17 protein-coding genes and 2 riboswitches are annotated in these 16,583 nt (G+C 40.6%); of the genes, 14 read left to right on the plus strand and 3 right to left on the minus strand.

The features are described 5' to 3' along the window. Window positions 1-17 precede the first annotated feature (17 nt). From ureG to A2J09_RS06575, 7 genes are read left to right on the plus strand one after another with little or no spacing between them, the layout of a single operon-like run. Window positions 18-647: an urease accessory protein UreG gene (gene ureG, locus A2J09_RS06545; RefSeq protein ID WP_012294330.1), complete on the plus strand. Its 630-nt coding sequence runs from the start codon at window positions 18-20 to the stop codon at window positions 645-647. After that, window positions 640-1,446: an urease accessory protein UreD gene (locus tag A2J09_RS06550; RefSeq protein WP_036162731.1), complete on the plus strand. Its 807-nt coding sequence runs from the start codon at window positions 640-642 to the stop codon at window positions 1,444-1,446. Before ureG ends, A2J09_RS06550 begins: the two co-directional genes overlap by 8 nt. A gap of 24 nt (window positions 1,447-1,470) precedes the next feature. Continuing rightward, window positions 1,471-3,057: an ABC transporter substrate-binding protein gene (locus A2J09_RS06555; RefSeq protein WP_227256841.1), complete on the plus strand. Its 1,587-nt coding sequence runs from the start codon at window positions 1,471-1,473 to the stop codon at window positions 3,055-3,057. Next, on the plus strand, window positions 3,047-4,015 hold the full coding sequence (locus tag A2J09_RS06560; protein ID WP_012294333.1) for an ABC transporter permease: 969 nt from the start codon (window positions 3,047-3,049) through the stop codon (window positions 4,013-4,015). Before A2J09_RS06555 ends, A2J09_RS06560 begins: the two co-directional genes overlap by 11 nt. Continuing rightward, window positions 4,012-4,821 carry an ABC transporter permease gene (locus A2J09_RS06565; RefSeq protein ID WP_012294334.1) on the plus strand — a complete coding sequence of 270 codons (810 nt, stop codon included), beginning with the start codon at window positions 4,012-4,014 and terminating at the stop codon, window positions 4,819-4,821. Before A2J09_RS06560 ends, A2J09_RS06565 begins: the two co-directional genes overlap by 4 nt. Next, window positions 4,814-5,560 carry an ATP-binding cassette domain-containing protein gene (locus A2J09_RS06570; protein WP_031419856.1) on the plus strand — a complete coding sequence of 249 codons (747 nt, stop codon included), beginning with the start codon at window positions 4,814-4,816 and terminating at the stop codon, window positions 5,558-5,560. The genes A2J09_RS06565 and A2J09_RS06570 overlap by 8 nt, the downstream gene beginning before the upstream one ends. 13 nt (window positions 5,561-5,573) lie before the next feature. Further along, window positions 5,574-6,299: an ABC transporter ATP-binding protein gene (locus A2J09_RS06575; protein WP_031419855.1), complete on the plus strand. Its 726-nt coding sequence runs from the start codon at window positions 5,574-5,576 to the stop codon at window positions 6,297-6,299. A 42-nt stretch (window positions 6,300-6,341) separates the two neighbouring features. Here A2J09_RS06575 and A2J09_RS24120 read toward each other — a convergent pair whose 3' ends face one another. Further along, entirely contained in the window at window positions 6,342-6,560 is a 219-nt protein-coding gene (locus tag A2J09_RS24120) for a YhfM domain-containing protein (protein WP_012294337.1), read from the minus strand. A gap of 27 nt (window positions 6,561-6,587) precedes the next feature. Beyond that, a complete protein-coding gene (locus tag A2J09_RS24125) occupies window positions 6,588-6,734 on the minus strand; it encodes a hypothetical protein (protein ID WP_227256842.1) in 147 nt (48 codons plus the stop codon). Window positions 6,735-6,835: 101 nt separating this feature from the next. Between A2J09_RS24125 and A2J09_RS06585 the strand changes: the two genes are divergently transcribed. From A2J09_RS06585 to A2J09_RS06600, 4 genes are all read left to right on the plus strand, one after another. Next, window positions 6,836-7,216, plus strand: coding sequence for a PH domain-containing protein (locus tag A2J09_RS06585; RefSeq protein ID WP_012294339.1), 381 nt, complete (start codon window positions 6,836-6,838; stop codon window positions 7,214-7,216). Between the two features lie 320 nt (window positions 7,217-7,536). After that, window positions 7,537-7,800: a DUF4190 domain-containing protein gene (locus A2J09_RS06590; protein WP_012294340.1), complete on the plus strand. Its 264-nt coding sequence runs from the start codon at window positions 7,537-7,539 to the stop codon at window positions 7,798-7,800. 233 nt (window positions 7,801-8,033) lie between these two features. Beyond that, window positions 8,034-8,267, plus strand: a complete 234-nt coding sequence (locus tag A2J09_RS06595; RefSeq protein WP_012294341.1) for a hypothetical protein — start codon at window positions 8,034-8,036, stop codon at window positions 8,265-8,267. A gap of 710 nt (window positions 8,268-8,977) precedes the next feature. Continuing rightward, window positions 8,978-9,162, plus strand: a riboswitch (cobalamin riboswitch). A 231-nt stretch (window positions 9,163-9,393) separates the two neighbouring features. After that, a complete protein-coding gene (locus A2J09_RS06600) occupies window positions 9,394-10,152 on the plus strand; it encodes a hypothetical protein (protein WP_012294342.1) in 759 nt (252 codons plus the stop codon). A 108-nt stretch (window positions 10,153-10,260) separates the two neighbouring features. Here the strand turns inward: A2J09_RS06600 and A2J09_RS06605 are convergent, their stop codons facing one another. Continuing rightward, window positions 10,261-12,201 carry an elongation factor G gene (locus tag A2J09_RS06605; protein ID WP_012294343.1) on the minus strand — a complete coding sequence of 647 codons (1,941 nt, stop codon included), beginning with the start codon at window positions 12,199-12,201 and terminating at the stop codon, window positions 10,261-10,263. A 175-nt stretch (window positions 12,202-12,376) separates the two neighbouring features. After that, window positions 12,377-12,565: riboswitch (cobalamin riboswitch) on the plus strand. Window positions 12,566-12,728: 163 nt separating this feature from the next. On the opposite strand from A2J09_RS06605, the gene A2J09_RS06610 reads away from it, so the two are divergent. From A2J09_RS06610 to A2J09_RS06620, 3 genes are all read left to right on the plus strand, one after another. Beyond that, a complete protein-coding gene (locus A2J09_RS06610; protein WP_036161565.1) occupies window positions 12,729-13,724 on the plus strand; it encodes an ABC transporter substrate-binding protein in 996 nt (331 codons plus the stop codon). Window positions 13,725-13,776: 52 nt separating this feature from the next. Next, window positions 13,777-14,454: a precorrin-3B methylase gene (locus A2J09_RS06615; protein ID WP_012294345.1), complete on the plus strand. Its 678-nt coding sequence runs from the start codon at window positions 13,777-13,779 to the stop codon at window positions 14,452-14,454. A gap of 71 nt (window positions 14,455-14,525) precedes the next feature. Next, window positions 14,526-16,514: a S9 family peptidase gene (locus tag A2J09_RS06620; RefSeq protein WP_036161568.1), complete on the plus strand. Its 1,989-nt coding sequence runs from the start codon at window positions 14,526-14,528 to the stop codon at window positions 16,512-16,514. Window positions 16,515-16,583: the final 69 nt, after the last annotated feature.

The following is a 16,583-nucleotide window of genomic DNA, read 5'->3' on the forward strand; positions in this document are numbered from 1 at the left end:
AAAGAGAGAGGATAACAATGAAACCAATACGTATTGGCATCGGCGGCCCAGTTGGGTCAGGAAAAACGTCATTAGTAGATCAATTAACACGTGTGATGCATGAGCATTATCATGTAGCGGTAATTACCAATGATATTTACACAAGGGAGGACGCCCAATATTTAATTACGAATGGCGTTTTAGCCGAAGAGCGTATTATTGGGGTAGAAACAGGAGGTTGTCCTCATACAGCTATTCGTGAGGATGCATCAATGAATTTTGCAGCGATTGATGATTTAACTAAACGCTTCAAAAATTTGGATATAATTTTCATTGAAAGTGGTGGGGATAACTTATCTGCAACATTTAGTCCTGAACTAGTGCATGGCTATATTTACGTCATTGATGTGGCAGAGGGACAGGATATCCCACGTAAAGGCGGTCCAGCGCTAACGCGTTCAGACTTACTGCTAATCAATAAAACATCATTGGCGCCTCATGTGGGGGTCGATCTAGACATCATGGATCAGGATGTGAAAAAAATGCGTGGTGGCCGTCCATACATTTTTGCAGATGTTCGTTCTCAAACGAATGTAGATAAGGTGGTTGAATGGATTCAGCACCATATGCTACTTGAAGGTGCAGAAGCCGTTGACAACCATGGTTAATCCACAGAAAATAAATCATTTTGGCAAATTAGAAATGGCCTTTGAGCCTAGGAGGGGCTATACACGACTGGTTCATGTGTACCAACAGCCTCCCCTAAAGGCTAGCCGTGAATTATATGAAGGTAGTGATCCAACTGCCACAGTATTCTTGATGGAATCCTCTGGTGGGATGGTAGCGGGAGACCGCAATGAAATCAATGTCAAACTTGCGTCAGGAAGCCGAGTAAGGCTGAAGCAACAATCGGCATTGAAAATCTATCCTTCCCATACAGGCGATCATTGTACCCAGGCTATTACCGTTGAGATGGCTGATGAGGCACGATTAGAATGGCTCCCTGAAGTAACTATTCCATTTGAACGAGCCAAGTTTCAAGCAGATACAACCATTCGCATGAAGGAGAGCTCGACATTAATTTGGGGTGAAATTGTTGCACCAGGTCGAGAAATGCGAGGGGAAGTCTTTGATTATCAAGCCTACCAGTCGAAATATAAGGTCTATGTAGAGGAACAACTTATTGCGTTTGATTCCATCCATTTCAAACCACAGGAAATGAATTTTGCAGCGCTTGGCTTGCTCGAAAAAGCACTTTATATCGGCTCTTTATGGATTGTGTCACCACTAGTGAAAAATCTTAACATGCGAGATTTACAGGATTTAATTCAACAGGAGCAATCTCTTCAGGCAAGCGTAACAAAGCTAACAGATCAGGCGATTCATTGTAGATGGCTCGCCAAAGAGCAACGAACACTTCACAAGGAAATAAATCGTATGTTTGAACAGATGACAGCATTATTGTAATGTTGTGATAAAGGAGATAGTGAATTGAAAAAGTTTTCAGTATGGATACTTCTAATGATACTTTGTCTTGCAGGCTGTACGAAAGAGTCCAGTCAAGGCGAGGAGAAACAGTCATCTGCTTCGTCGTCTTCACAGGCGAATGAGCTTGTTTTTGCTTCTGAGTCAGAGTTTGCAGGTTTAAATCCTCTTTTAGAGGAAACGAATTTAGATGCCTTTTTATTTAGAGGTTTGATGCGTTTCGATGAACACAATGTACCAGTATTTGATATGGCTAAAAGTATTCAAATATCAGATGACCAGATGACGTATACAATTGTGATTAATGATCATGTGCTATTTCATGATGGGCAGGCTTTAACGGTGGACGATATTATTTTCACCATTGAAAGTATTCTTGACGATGCAAACGGCTCCTATTTAAAATCTGATTTTATCCATGTGACGGGCATGAAAAAAATCGACGACTCGACAATGACCATCCAATTAGATGAACCATTTACACCGATGCTAGACAAATTAACTGTGCCTATTTTGCCAAAGCATGCCTTCGAAGGACAGGAAATGAGAACCGCTTCATTTAACCAACAACCAATCGGCGCAGGGCCTTATAGGTTTGAACAATGGGATAAAGGGACAAGCCTGACGCTAAAAGCATTTCCTACTTTTTATGGGACAAAGGCTTCGATTGAACAAGTCATTTTTAAATTTATCCCTGATAGCAATGTGCGTGCCCTACAGCTAAAATCGGGTGAGGTGGATATTGCATTACTTGATCCAAATCAGGTTGAGGAACTGTCAAAAGTCGAACGTTTAAAAATGTACGAGGTTGAATCCGCTGATTATCGAGGTGTTTTATTTAATATGAAGTATCCTATTTGGAAGGATGTTTCACTAAGAAAAGCAATTAGCTACGCAACGGATCGTGCAGGCATTGTAAAAGGTATATTACATGGCTATGGAACAGAAGCTTATTCACCGCTACAACAACATAATTTTGTAAATGAAAAAATCGAACATTATACTTACGATGTAAAAAAAGCAAATAAGCTGCTCGAGCAAGCAGGCTGGCAATTAGCCGATGACGGTTTCCGCTATAAGGATGGTCAAAAATTAACATTTACCATTACTGCGCCCATAACTGATACTGTGCGTGTAAATATGGCCAATTATGTGGCAGAGGGCTATAAAGCTGTTGGGGCAGATGTGAAAGTGGCCGCGCTAGATTGGAGCAATATTGTTATTGAAGAAACAGAAGCCTTTATGGTTGGATGGGGAAGTCCCTATGATGCGGACCATCATACATACAGCCTATTCCATTCTGGAGAATCCAGTCTCACAAGTGCTGGCTATAATTACGGCAGCTATGCCAATGCAAAAGTAGATGCATTGCTAGAGGAAGGCCGTACTACAGTCGATCCTGAGCAACGTAAGAAGGTCTATATGGCATTGCAGGAGGAGCTAGCTCAAGACCCACCTTTTGCCTACTTTGCTTATGTAGATGCTGTATATGGTATCGATAAACAAATTAATGGTGTTAAAGAGCGAATTTTAGGTCACCATGGGGCAGGCTTCTTATGGAATGTTGAGGAGTGGAAATGGAATGATCGCTAAATGGCTTGGGAAGCGAATGATAATGGGGACAATTGTCCTCATTATCGTGAGCTTCCTCTCTTTTTTCATGATGCATGCCGCTCCTGGTAATCCCGCAGCAGCTTATTATGGAGGCAATGCCCAAACATTATCGACCGCAGAGAAGGAACGTATTGAACAAGCCTTTGGACTCGATCAACCTGTTCTCTTACAGTATGGACGGTGGTTAGGTGAAGCACTACAAGGTAATTTGGGATATTCAGCTAAAGAAGGAAGACCTGTTTTGACGATTTTACTTGAGCGGTTACCCAACACACTACAGCTCGTTGTTCTGACGTTATTTCTAGTAACGATTGCCTCTATTTGGCTAGGCTTACAGGCTGGCATGAGGGAGGGCTCATTACTCGACCGCGGACTTTCCATCTTTAGTATTGCAAGCTCAGCCATACCACCATTTTGGCTAGGCATAGTATTCATCATGGTCTTTTCCATAACATTAGGGTGGTTTCCATCTTCAGGAATGAATGATGTGCGGGGCGATGGAGGGTTCATGGATCGTTTATATCATATGGCACTCCCGCTTATAGTCCTCGTGATGTCGCATGTGGGCATCTTTGCCCGATTTTTGCAGGATAGTGTGAAAGTAGAGAATCATAGCTACTATGTTCAAGTAGCACGCGCGAATGGAGTACCAGAACGTGAAATTCGAAGGATGATTTTACGAAATGCTGTCATTCCTTATATCAATTATGTTGGGGTGACCATCCCATCATTTTTCGGAGGCTCCATTGTGGTCGAAACATTATTTGGTTGGTCAGGCTTAGGACAGCTTTTGGTAAAATCCGTCATGCTCAAAGATTTCCCCGTTTTGATGGGGGCTATTTTAATCATAGGCGTGGTCGTGGTCATCTGTTTATTCGTCATTGACATACTGATGATTGGTTTGAACCCTCGATTAAGAAGAGGGGGCTTTGTATGAGAAAACAGCGATATCCGATTTTTTGGCTTGTGCTTTTAGCTCTTATTTTTACAACGACTATTTTTTCTTCATTATTAGCTCCTTTTGAGCCTAATGTAATGGATATGAATCAAATTTATCAAGCACCTAATGCCACACATTTATTAGGGACTGACCAGTTGGGTAGAGATGTCCTTTCTCGCTTATTGGTGGGGGGGAAGGTGACGCTATTTATTGCCATTGTATCGGTCGTCCTATCTAGCATAATTGGTATCATATATGGGGGCATAAGTGGTTATTTTGGTGGTGCCATTGATGCAGTAATGATGCGTATTCTCGAAGCCTTTTTAACAATTCCTTCATTGGTCATCGTGCTAGCTCTACAGGCAATGATGCAGGGCAGTATGTGGCGTATGGCGATGGTGATGGGTATCACGGGATGGTTTGTGACAGCTCGTATCATCCGCTCAGAGTTTATCCGATTAAAGGAGCAAGAGTTTGTGCAGATGGCGAAAATGTTCCGCACGCCGTTGTGGAAAATTCTCTTTGGCCATTTATTACGTAATTGTATGCCTGCGATATTTGTGGTAACCATTTTTAATTTTGCTGGGGCTATTTTTACCGAAGTTTCCTTAAGCTTTTTAGGAATTGGTGTCCCACCAGCTACTCCATCATGGGGAACAATGCTGTACACAGCGCAAAATGATTTACTTGTGGGGGCTTGGTGGATGGGTCTTTTCCCTGGACTGTTAATCTTTATAACGATTTTATGTGTGCAAGTTATTGGAGGTACTTTCAAACAAGGAGGGAACCGAACGCATGTTTAAAGTTGACAATTTGGCTGTTCAATTAGACGGCAAATCCCTTATTCAAGGCTTGACTTTTACTGTACCTAAAGGTCAAATTACCGCTATCATTGGCGAGAGTGGCAGCGGCAAAAGTACGACCCTTTCAGCTCTGCTTGGGATGCTACCAGCACGAGCAACTATGGAGGGTTCCATTGTATTTAATGAAAGAAATGTCATGACAATGTCAGAACAGGAGCGTGTGAAGCTACGCAAAAAGCATTTTTTTACCATTTTTCAGGATGCAATGAATAGTTTTTCACCCACCCAAAAAATAAAGCATCAACTCTATAGGTTGACCGCTTCGAGACTAGGGCAAAAGGAAGAGGAGTTTTTAGATAAAATCACAGCCATTTTAAAGGAGTTAAACCTACCTAAGGATGTGTTAAATCGCTATCCATTTGAGCTTTCAGGTGGCATGCTACAACGCTGCATGCTTGCCTGCGCCTTCTATCATGAACCAGACGTTTTGATGGCGGATGAACCAACCTCTGCTCTAGATATGCTCCATCAACAAGAATTTATCAAATTGCTAAAAAATCTCCATGCCCGCTTAGGGACGACGATACTATTGATTACGCATGATTTAAGAGTTGCTAAGATGGCTGATTCTATTCTGGTGATGAAAAATGGCGAAATAGTAGAAAGTGGGAGAATATCTGAAATTTTTAAGGAGCCCAAGCATCCATATACGAAGCAGCTTGTCGCTCATCATTTTTAGGAGGCGGTTGATATTGTTGCTTCATGTAAATCATGTTAGTAAAAGCTATCGAGCAGGGCAGCAAGTATTACAGAATATAAACCTAACCGTGGGAAAAGGTGAAATCGTAGGACTCGTAGGAGAAAGCGGCAGTGGGAAAAGTACTTTAGCCAAAGTGATAATGCAGCTAGAAAAGCCTGAAAAAGGGGCGGTGTTTTTTGAAAATCAATTGATGACGAAGCAAAATCGCTCGCATTTTTATGAGAACTGCCAAATCATTTTTCAAAATGCTACGGCTGCCTTAAATCCAGTATGGACCGTCAAGGAATTGTTACGTGAGCCTCTAATGGCAGCACATAAGTCTTTGACTGATCGCGAACTACAGATAATGCTAGAAAAAGTGATGCTCCCAACCGATATATTAGAAGCCCTGCCATCTGAGCTAAGTGGAGGGGAGCGACAACGGGTTAATTTACTAAGGTCGATTTTAGTCGAACCCCAACTATTAGTTTGTGATGAAATTGTTTCGAGTTTAGATCGCTTGATTCAACGAGAAATGATAGATTTATTAATAACTTTAAAAAAAGAAAAAAACATGGCCATTTTATTTATATCGCACGACTTAAAGGCGGTTTCTTATTTGTGTGATCGTATTTATGTCATGAAGTCGGGTAAAATTGTCGATGAGAGCCATAAAGGCGAAGGTGGCTTTGCTTTTACAGACCGATATGCGCAAATGCTGTTTCAAGCCGTAGTATGATTAATCCAAAAACACTTTCCTTATTTGAATGGAAAGTGTTTTTTATTCTTGCAGCAATGATCTAAGTGGGGCAATCAAATCTTCAGAGATGCTATAAATCGTATGGGTATCCTTCACGTTCATCAACGTTCCCTTTTGACCCATTTCCCCTACCCAAAGATGGAAGCCATATATATCCACTACTTGTACATCATATGGAGGGGTAGCCATATTAACAATTCCCTTATTTCTCACAGCAGTAGTAATGACTTCATGGAACATTTCAAGAGACTCTTCATCCTCATATTCTTAGATAAAATCAGTATTCACAGTGTCAAATCCTTCGCCGTTAGAAATGCTGACCTTCGCCAATTTGCCCACTGCTAGCTCTTTATCCGTACAGCCTAAAACAACTGTAGCTAGGAGGGACATGATAATAAATAGAAATGCTCGCAATGAACCCCCTCCTTACAGAAAAAATAATACCAAAACTTGGAGTCGTAGCCCGGTTCTCTTCATAATATATTAAACAAACAAAAGCTGAAAGGGGATAAAGAATGGGCTTATTTGATGGATTAATCGGCAATGCAAGCGAGGTGAATTTTGAAAAATTACAGGAGGAGGTCAAAGATTTATTAATTCCAAACGAAACCATCAAAAATGCCTATAAAATTATTAGAGACATATTTATTTTTACGAATAAACGATTAATCCTCATTGATAAGCAAGGAGTTACTGGTAAGAAAACGGAATACCATTCGATCCCCTATAAAAATATTATTCATTTTTCAGTAGAAACGGCTGGTACATTTGATTTAGACGCAGAGCTAAAAATATGGGTATCAGGCAGTTCGCTACCTATCCAAAAAAGCTTCAATAAGGCGACCAATATTTATAAAGTGCAAAGTGTTTTAGCGCAGTATGTTTTAGTCTCGTAATAATGAAATAAAGCCACCATCACGAATCAAATTCAAAGCCCGCATAGATGCGAGGCTTTTTTGGCTGTGCTTAGAAAGGGGGAATAGGGATGGGGAAATTACTATGTGAGGGGTGTATGCTGTCGCCCCGTTCCAATTAGGGAGCAAGCATACAGAGCTTAGAAATTAGCAAAGAAACGCTGACTGGTTCTCCCTTACGCATAACCTTTTATATTGTAAAATAATAGATATATTTCAATAATATTGATAGAATTCAATGGATGGAACTGTTTTTTGAAGAAGTGTGATTCGTAACATTAGATTGTTGGGGGGTGAGGGAAATGGTTGAAAAAATTGAAATGAATAATAAATCTATCATTTCATTAACGCTTGGTATTCTTTCTATCATCGTACCATTTATTGGTTTAGTTCTTGGGATTTTAGGAGTAGTTTTATCAAGAATGGCAACAAAGGAAATTGCTAAAAGAAATGAAAATGGCAGAGGTTTGGCAATTTCTGGTTTAATTTGTAGCGTGATCGGGATTATCATTCAAACCTTTGCAGTATTGTCTATTATCCTTTTTTATTCAATTACTGGTGTTTAGCTTAGTATTTGACCTTAGAAAATACCGTTTTAAGTTGGACGGGAAGAGGAAAAGTGGAAATGGCCATGAGTCAGGATACCAGCCTGTTACGAATACACACCATAAACCTCTTTTTTTGTGTTGAAAATGCATGACCTTCCCAAGCCCCCTGTTTTTAAGATTTTGCTCAAAGCTTTTTTTCTTTTTGAAGAATAATAGTTATACACATTACTATTTGTAAAGATGGTGAAACGATGGAACAGATGCTAAAGGAAATAATGTCTCCAAGTCATCAATATAAAGTTCAAATTATAAAACGGAGAGATGGTCTTTTTACAACAGAAGTATATATGTGGCAAGAAGACTGCGGATATGAATTTTGGAGTCCTATTAAAAAAGGATTGAGTTTGATTGAGACTGAGGAAGTAGCCGTAACCGTAGCCATTGAACAATTAAGACAATACTCTGGTGAAGTTATTACTCTTTAGTTACATCACTCAACGCTGTCAGATGTAGCGAGAATCGTTGAATCGCGTAGTTGTGCGTATAGGTTTGTCTGAGGTGCGTTTATAGGTTGTTTATGTTAGTATTTCAAAATGATGCAAGTGTCTTATCCCGATTTAACTCGCGGTTTTGCGTTAAAAAAATGAGCGCAGGAATCCCCTGCGCTCGTAACTCATTTTATCAAATATTACATAACTAATAACCTAAAATAAAAGTGTCGTAACTCCTTTTTTAAAAGCCGTTAATCATTCGCTAAAATTTATTCTCATGCGAGTATATACGCCGAAAAATAGATGAAGGTGATACGGATGTTAAAAAGAAGATATTCGGTAAAGGACGTATTAGGACAAAACATTAACTAGTTTCGCTGATTTAATATGTGAAAAAGACGACCATTTTGCTGATTCGTTGGAAAAGACCAGAACGTATAGCGGTTGAAATCGAAGCTATTCAGTATTATGCTGCGTAGAAAATCCGAGGGGATTTCGAAAGAGATGACCCGCATGAAGCTGAGGAAGTATCATACCATCAAAGTAAATAGGAAGACATGTTGTCAGAATTTCAGAGTTTGTAAGATTAAGTGAAGAAATGGTTTGGAAAATATTGTGATATTTGACTTTAGAAATCCACTACTTTACAATTGATTTTAGTAATCTAATAGGAATGTGGAGTACACCCGATTCCTATGACAATTGAATAGCGTGTAGTAATAGGTGTAAATTGCGTGCAATTTGCTTAAAAGGGAAGTCGGTGTGAATCCGACACTGTCCCGCAACTGTAAATGTGAGCGACTTTTCAGCAACCACTGTCAAATGATGGGAAGGGGAAAAGTGGCGATGACCATGAGTCAGGATACCTGCCTGTTATGAGTACACACCATAAACCTACGAGGAATAGGAGGTGGCATGTTGACAAAACAGAATGCTCTGTTCGTCACAGTACGTCAAACGCCCAAAGTTCATGAAAGGGTTCATTTTCGAACTCCTTCACATTTACTTAGGGTTTGTTTGGCATTGTGTGATGAATCACATTAAAGCGAAGGATTTCCTCAAACATAGAAGGAAGTCCTTTTTGTTTTGAAAATATGTACGCAAAGGGGATGCACATAGGATGAATATTCATACAACGATAACACAGGAAACGCCTTTTGTAGATATGACCATTTGTAAGCAGCCAAGGACAGAAATTGCTAAAAAAGCGAAAACAAGAATGGTGGTTGAATCACTGATTGACCAATTATTAGCAACGAAGCTGATTCGCAACAACCGCTTTTTTGAGCGAATTTTATATAATAAAGACATTATTTGGATAAGAAATGGTGAGGTAGAAGGCCATCTTTTTGCTCTGGCAACGTTAACGGATCAACTGAAAACGAAGACGAATAGCTTTATGATGTATATGCCGACGAACCCTATTATATATGAGGTGAACGGGGAGCAGTATCACTTAATTACACGCATTGATTCAACACGAGCAAAGCCTAACCTTGATCGCCTTTCACAAGAGCCCAATCCCGTGTTAAGCGCTGCACGTGTCAATGATTTACTATGCTCCATTGTTATACGTTTTTATGAAACTTATATAAATGATTTAATGGAAATTTCTCATCAGGATCAACTAATCGCATTCGCGCAGCAGGAATATAAACAATTTCTGGATGCGGTTCAGGAATTAAATAGTGATCACTTAAATTGGCATCCACGAGGGAACGGCCATGAGCTATTGTTAACATTAATTGATCAACTACAAATATTAAAAAGTCAGCCTGGTAAAGTTTTAATCGACTTCACTAATACGCAGGGCTATGTGGTGGTTGAACCTGCTTATCAGGTCCATAAGCCCTCAAAGAAAGCTGTCGGTGCGATATGAAAACAAGCCCTCCATGAAGCGGGGGGCTTGTTTTATTTATGCCAGCGTATCATGCTTCATCTGAGGCTATTAGCCTAACACACCGTCCTTGCAAATACTTTACTTGACTTATCCCTGACAGTGCATGGCTGCTTGAGCCTCTTGCCAAGGGACAGTATAGCCTTTGCCTTTAGCGCAAAAAATGCTGGAAGAACTGTATTCAGGGTCCGCATTTTTATCATAGCCTATCTGGGCTATTACTTCTTCTGCATTATGACACACATCATAGCCATCAAATTGGAGGGTAAGTGAGCCTTTCCCATTGGTATAGGCAGCAAAGATTGTGCTATAGCTCATAAAGGTTGCTACAGGTGCACGTCCTGTCAAAACAACGTCAGTTTCGGTGAGGTCTGGGTCGTCGAATGTGCCGGCAGCCTGTTGAATGTCAGTCATCATACGGCCAATAAAATCATTGGAAGCTTTCATTTTAAAGCGATAATATGGCTCAAGCAGGATGTTCTGTGCTTGTTCTAGTCCTTGACGTAGTGCTCGGAAAGTAGCTTCTCGGAAATCACCACCAGAGGTATGCTCATTGTGACCACGCCCCGTTAATAGCGTAAAATGAATATCTGTGACGGCGTAGCCTGTGAGTAAGCCGTGATGATCACGCTCAAACAAGTGCTTCTCAACGAGACGCTGGTTGCCCACTGATAAATCATCGGCATGACAGGCATTACTAAAGGTAATTCCTGCTCCGCGTTCATTAGGCTCCATTAATAAATGAACCTCTGCATAATGCTTGAGTGGCTCAAAATGACCGTAGCCTGTAACGGTTGTCCCAATTGTCTCCATATATAATATTTGCGGCTCTCCAAAAGAAATGTGTAATGCAAAACGTTTCAATAACACGTCAATCAGGACTTCTAACTGAATGACACCCATTATGTGCACATGGATTTCCTGAAATTTTTCCTGCCACACGACACGCAATGACGGCTCCTCGGCCTCTAGTAAACGGAAAATCCTTAATACTTCTTTTATATGTTGCTCACCCTCATATTGAACTTTTGCCTGTAATGTAGGGACAAGCTCATAGGGCAGTGATAGCAATTTACTGCCAATTCGATCCCCAATATTTGCCTGACTGAGCCCTTTAACAGCGAAGATTTCACCAGCCTCAACTTGCTGAACAGTTTCAAATCGACTGCCGTTATATAGGCGAATTTCTGTTACTTTTTCTGTGATATCTCCAAATGTAAATTCATCCCGAATATGTAACTTGCCTGTAAGGGCCTTGATGAACGTTAAACGTTGATGTCCATCATGGCGTATTTTAAAGACCTCTCCTTGAAAAGGTGCTTCTGGCTCGAAGTGAGTACCCGTTAGGAATGGAAGTTGAGCAATAAATTCCTCAATGCCTTCATCCTTCAACGCAGAACCTATAAAACAAGGAAAGGCATCCTCATTTTTAATCATCGTTTGTAGTCTAGTCATGCATTGGCGATGTTCCAATGTTTCATTCAAAAAGTTATCTAGCAGTTCTTCATCACGCTCTGCCAGCCATTCCATAATCGTGCTTGAAACATAGTTTTCCTGCAGTGGTTCATCTATGAGGATTACATGTTCTGAGAAATCCTTATGCAGCTGAGTCATAACAGCTCTCACATCTGCTCCGTCACGATCTATTTTATTAATAAAAAAGAATGTAGGGACATGATAGTTCCGTAAAAGCTGCCATACAGTTTCTGTATGACCCTGTATACCCTCTACAGCACTAATAATAATGATGGCATAATCCATGACACGAATGGCACGCTCCATCTCAGGGGAGAAATCGACATGCCCTGGTGTATCGATCAGCGTATATGTATCGTCGCCGATAGTCATGCGACCTTGCTCGGCAAATATTGTAATGCCACGTTTACGCTCAAGCTCATGATTATCTAAATAGGCATCCTGATGATCGACACGCCCCCGCGCTTGAATACTATTGGTATGATAAAGCATTTGCTCAGAAAAGGTTGTTTTTCCTGCATCAACATGAGCAAGAACCCCAATCGTCTTGTACATACTAAATCCTCGTTTCTATAGGTGGCTATGTTCTCATTGTATCAGAATACTAGCACAAATAATTCTTGTAAAATGATTCGTCTTTTTGTCGAAATAGTGCTAATATAATGATGATTGCAGATTTTGCAATTTACTCTGATTGCGAATTAACTCATGAACTGCTAGTCTATCAATAGAATGAATAGAACATATTGGTGCAAATGGCATTTGTCATTTTGCTTAAAAGGGAAATCGGTGTAATTCCGATGCTGTCCCGCAACTGTAAATGGGGAGTCTATACAGGATGCCACTGTAGTTTAACTATGGGAAGGTGTATAGATGATGAACCTAAGCCAGGATACCTGCCAGTATGTGTATGCTAACTAAGAACCACGAGGATGGGGATAGTGATAAAGGTAACTATACCGTTTTTTCACTATGCTACTCTCTTGGCGACAAGAGGGTTTTTTTATGCCCTTCCAATGATCCTGGTAGCAAAGAAGTCTCTGATTTCTTTCTATATTTATGACAACAAAGGAGAAAAGGACATGAAAAAATGGAGAAGTATATGGCTGGTCATGCTCATCGCGCTCATCGCAGTTTTAGGAGCGTGTGGTACAAAGGACAAGCCTGAATCAGCAACGCAAACTGAAAAAGTTGAACCGTCTGAGGCGACAACGACTGAGGTAATCATTAAAAATAATGGAACTACCCAAACCTATAAGGAAGCACCTACAAAGGCAATCAGCTTAAATCAGCATGTAACAGAAATTATGCTTGCATTAGGGCTAGAGGATTCCATGGTAGGGACTGCTTATTTAGATGACGAAATCTACGAGCCGCTTCAAGCAGCCTACGATAAAGTTCCTGTTCTTTCAGATCAATACCCAACGAAGGAGCAAGTCATTGATGCCGGGGCAGATTTCTTGTATGCAGGCTGGAAAAGTGGCTTTGGTGAAAAAGGTGTAGGAACACCAGAGGAGCTTGAGGAATTAGGAATTCATACGTATTTACATACAGCTTCTAATATGACAAAGCCAACATTAGAGGATATTTTCACTGATATTCGTCATATTGCAGAAATATTCCGCGTGGAAGATCGCGGCGAAGCATACATTGAACAAATGACAAAAGATGTCGAAGAAGTTCAAGCTAAATTACCAAAAGATAGAGAAAATTTACGTGTGCTAGTCTTTGACAGTGGTGAAAAAGATGTATTCACAGCTGGCCAAAACTTTATGAATGAGCTGGTGACAATCGCTGGCGGTCAAAATATCTTTGGAGATGTGGAGTCAGGGTGGACAACCGTGTCGAAGGAAGATGCAGTAGATCGCAATCCAGAGGTGGTTGTCATAATTGATTATGGTGAAACAACGGCTGAACAAAAGATAAATTTCTTAAAAAATGATCCAGCCTTGAAGGAAATGGAAGCAGTCAAAAATGATCGCTTTGTCATCCTTCCACTTTCAGCGGCATCTGAAGGGGTCCGTGCAGCAGAGGCCATTCAAATTTTAGCTAAGGGCTTCTACCCAGAAAACTTTTAAAAATTTCGAGCTAGCAAAGTGCTAGCTCCTTTTTCTTAAGGAGCGATAACTATTGAACGCATTTCGTCAAAACATACCAGATAAAACATTTGAGACCCTTAATCAGCAAGGTGGATTTTCGCGATTAGCAGTAAGCCCTGGCATTATCAATAAGCATTACACACCAGCCCAATTTCAAAAAATAGCAGAAATTGTAGGAGAGAAGGGAGCCATTAAATACTCGGCTTCCTATAGCATATTATTATCGATTCCCTCTAGCGAATTAACTGAAGCTACCCGTGCCTTACAGGAGGCTGGACTGTTTGTTGCATCGTCAGGGCCTCATATTGTTATGAAAGCATGTGATTTTTGTGACGGTGAAAAAATGGAAGCAGTTCCTCAAACAGAACAGCTCTATCAGGCGCTGGATGGTATAACCGTGCCTGTAAGAATGCGAGTCAATGTGAATGGCTGTGCATCCGCCTGTTATAATCCCACATATGATGACATCGGTTTGGTCTATCAGCATGAGAGCTTTGATGTTTATCTAGGAGCCATTCCTATGGGGACGAAAGCACAGGCGGGTACTCTCTTTGCAAAGAGAGTAGGGATCGACCATATTGAAGATTTTTTGCTACAAATCATTCGTCTTTATCAGGACCAAGCTCGTTCCAATGAACCTTTTTATAAGTTTTATCGCAGAACAAAATCGAATGCTGATTGGGAACTAGTAAAAAAATCGATCGAGTAGCAGGAATAATACTTAGGGTGTCGAAATATTGTAGTAGAGCATAGAAAATGACAATACAAAGGAGCAAGAACATGACATCTAAACAAGGGATTCAACCAGAGGATCTTTATCGCTTGAAATCAGTAGCAGATCCACAGCTCTCACCTGATGGGACTGAGGTAGTTTATGTAGAGACACGTATTGATGAGAAGAAAAAAGACTATATATCTAATCTGTTTTATATAAATTTAAAAGACAAACGTCCTCAGCAATGGACATATGGTGACTATCGAACAAGCTCTCCTGTGTGGTCGCCGGATGGCAGTCAAATTGCTTTTTCTTCTACAAGATCAGGCAAGCCGCAAATTTTTGTGCTTTCGAAAACAGGTGGGGAGGCAAAACAAGTAACGTATTGTAAAAACGGTGCGTCAACGCCTGTCTGGTCTCCATGTGGAGAGAAAATTGCCTTTTCCGTTATGCTCGGTAAAGATGAAACTATTCTAGATAAAGCTGAAGATGACAAGAAAGAAGAAAAAGAACTAAAGCCGCTAGAAATCGATAAGATGAAACATAAATCAGATGCTGGTGGATTTACGGATATGGACCAGCATACCCACATCGCTATTGTCGATTTAAAATCTGGTGACTTAGAGCAAATGACAGAAGGGAACAAGCATTGCCATCTGAGTACATGGTCGCCCGATGGCAACTATCTTACGTACTTAGCAGATCAAGCAGAGGATTTAGATTTTTCATTTAATGCGGATATTTACTTATTAGATATAGAAACAAAAAAGAGTCGCAAGGTAACCGAGGGAATTGGCTCTTATTACCAAACATCATGGTCTCCTAATAGCCGCTTCCTTTCCTTCGTTGGGGGAAAACGTGAGTTTGAAAATGCCACACAAGCGAAGCTATGGATTTATGATATGGAACAAAATCTGCTCAACTGTGCCACAAGTGAATTTGATGCCCCTGTCGGTGACTATGTCATCGGTGATTTCCTGCAAGGGGTAGCAGCTCCACCTGTGCAATGGATGAATGATAATCATAGTTTCTACTTCCAAGTAACAGATCACGGCAATGCGGCAATTTATTTTGGTAATGTGGATGGAGAGATTTATCCAGCTATTCACGATGATCAATATGTTTATGGATTTTCATTAGATGCTCAAAATGACCAAGCAGTTGTCGCAATAAGTACGACAACAAATCCGGGCGATTTATATTACGTCAACTTAAAGACGGGTGAAAAAGAACGGTTGACAACCGTCAATGAAGAAGTTTTAAAGACGAGAGAGATAGCTGTTCCTGAGAGTATTGAGTTTGAAGGAGCTGAGGGCTGGAAGGTCAATGGCTGGATCATGAAGCCAGTGGGCTATGAAAAAGGGAAGAAATATCCTCTTATTCTTGAAATCCATGGTGGTCCACATGCGATGTACGGCAACACTTATTTCAATGAATTCCAAATCCTAGCTGCTCAAGGCTTTGCGGTGCTGTATACAAATCCGCGCGGAAGTCATGGCTACGGACAAACGTTTGTGGATGCAGTACGTGGTGATTATGGTGGCAATGACTATCAAGACCTAATGGCTGCAGTGGACTATGCTTTAGAGCACTATGATTTCATTGATCAGGATCGACTAGGTGTAACAGGTGGGAGCTATGGTGGCTTTATGACCAACTGGATTGTTGGGCATACGAACCGCTTTAAGGCAGCAGTTACACAACGCTCAATTTCAAACTGGATTAGCTTTGCAGGTGTGAGTGATATCGGCTATTACTTTACAGACTGGCAAATACAAGCGGGGCTCGATAATATGGAGAAGCTATGGCATCATTCTCCATTGAAGTATGTAGACAATGTTGAAACACCGTTGCTCATTTTACACGGTGAAAAAGATTATCGTTGTCCGATTGAACAGGCGGAGCAATTATTTATCGCCTTGAAATATCGTAAGAAAGAAACAAAATTCGTCCGCTTCCCTGAATCGAATCATGAACTGTCAAGAAGCGGAAAACCAACATTAAGAATTCATCGTCTGGAATATATACGAGATTGGTTTGTGGAAAAACTTTAACAAAGAGGTGGCTTAGGAAGTGAACATACTTCTTAAGCCTTTTTTATCGAAAAAAAGAATCACAGCAAA

The sequence above is a fragment of the Lysinibacillus sphaericus genome, assembly GCF_001629735.1.
Taxonomy (GTDB): Bacteria; Bacillota; Bacilli; order Bacillales_A; family Planococcaceae; genus Lysinibacillus; species Lysinibacillus pinottii.

Coding starts and splice junctions, on each gene's coding strand:
- ureG (WP_012294330.1), top strand. CDS start 18: ATGAAACCAATACGTATTGGCATCGGCGGCCCAGTTGGGTCAGGAAAA.
- A2J09_RS06550 (WP_036162731.1), top strand. CDS start 640: ATGGTTAATCCACAGAAAATAAATCATTTTGGCAAATTAGAAATGGCC.
- A2J09_RS06560 (WP_012294333.1), top strand. CDS start 3,047: ATGATCGCTAAATGGCTTGGGAAGCGAATGATAATGGGGACAATTGTC.
- A2J09_RS06565 (WP_012294334.1), top strand. CDS start 4,012: ATGAGAAAACAGCGATATCCGATTTTTTGGCTTGTGCTTTTAGCTCTT.
- A2J09_RS06570 (WP_031419856.1), top strand. CDS start 4,814: ATGTTTAAAGTTGACAATTTGGCTGTTCAATTAGACGGCAAATCCCTT.
- A2J09_RS24120 (WP_012294337.1), bottom strand. CDS start 6,560: ATGTTCCATGAAGTCATTACTACTGCTGTGAGAAATAAGGGAATTGTT.
- A2J09_RS06585 (WP_012294339.1), top strand. CDS start 6,836: ATGGGCTTATTTGATGGATTAATCGGCAATGCAAGCGAGGTGAATTTT.
- A2J09_RS06590 (WP_012294340.1), top strand. CDS start 7,537: ATGGTTGAAAAAATTGAAATGAATAATAAATCTATCATTTCATTAACG.
- A2J09_RS06595 (WP_012294341.1), top strand. CDS start 8,034: ATGGAACAGATGCTAAAGGAAATAATGTCTCCAAGTCATCAATATAAA.
- A2J09_RS06600 (WP_012294342.1), top strand. CDS start 9,394: ATGAATATTCATACAACGATAACACAGGAAACGCCTTTTGTAGATATG.
- A2J09_RS06605 (WP_012294343.1), bottom strand. CDS start 12,201: ATGTACAAGACGATTGGGGTTCTTGCTCATGTTGATGCAGGAAAAACA.
- A2J09_RS06610 (WP_036161565.1), top strand. CDS start 12,729: ATGAAAAAATGGAGAAGTATATGGCTGGTCATGCTCATCGCGCTCATC.
- A2J09_RS06620 (WP_036161568.1), top strand. CDS start 14,526: ATGACATCTAAACAAGGGATTCAACCAGAGGATCTTTATCGCTTGAAA.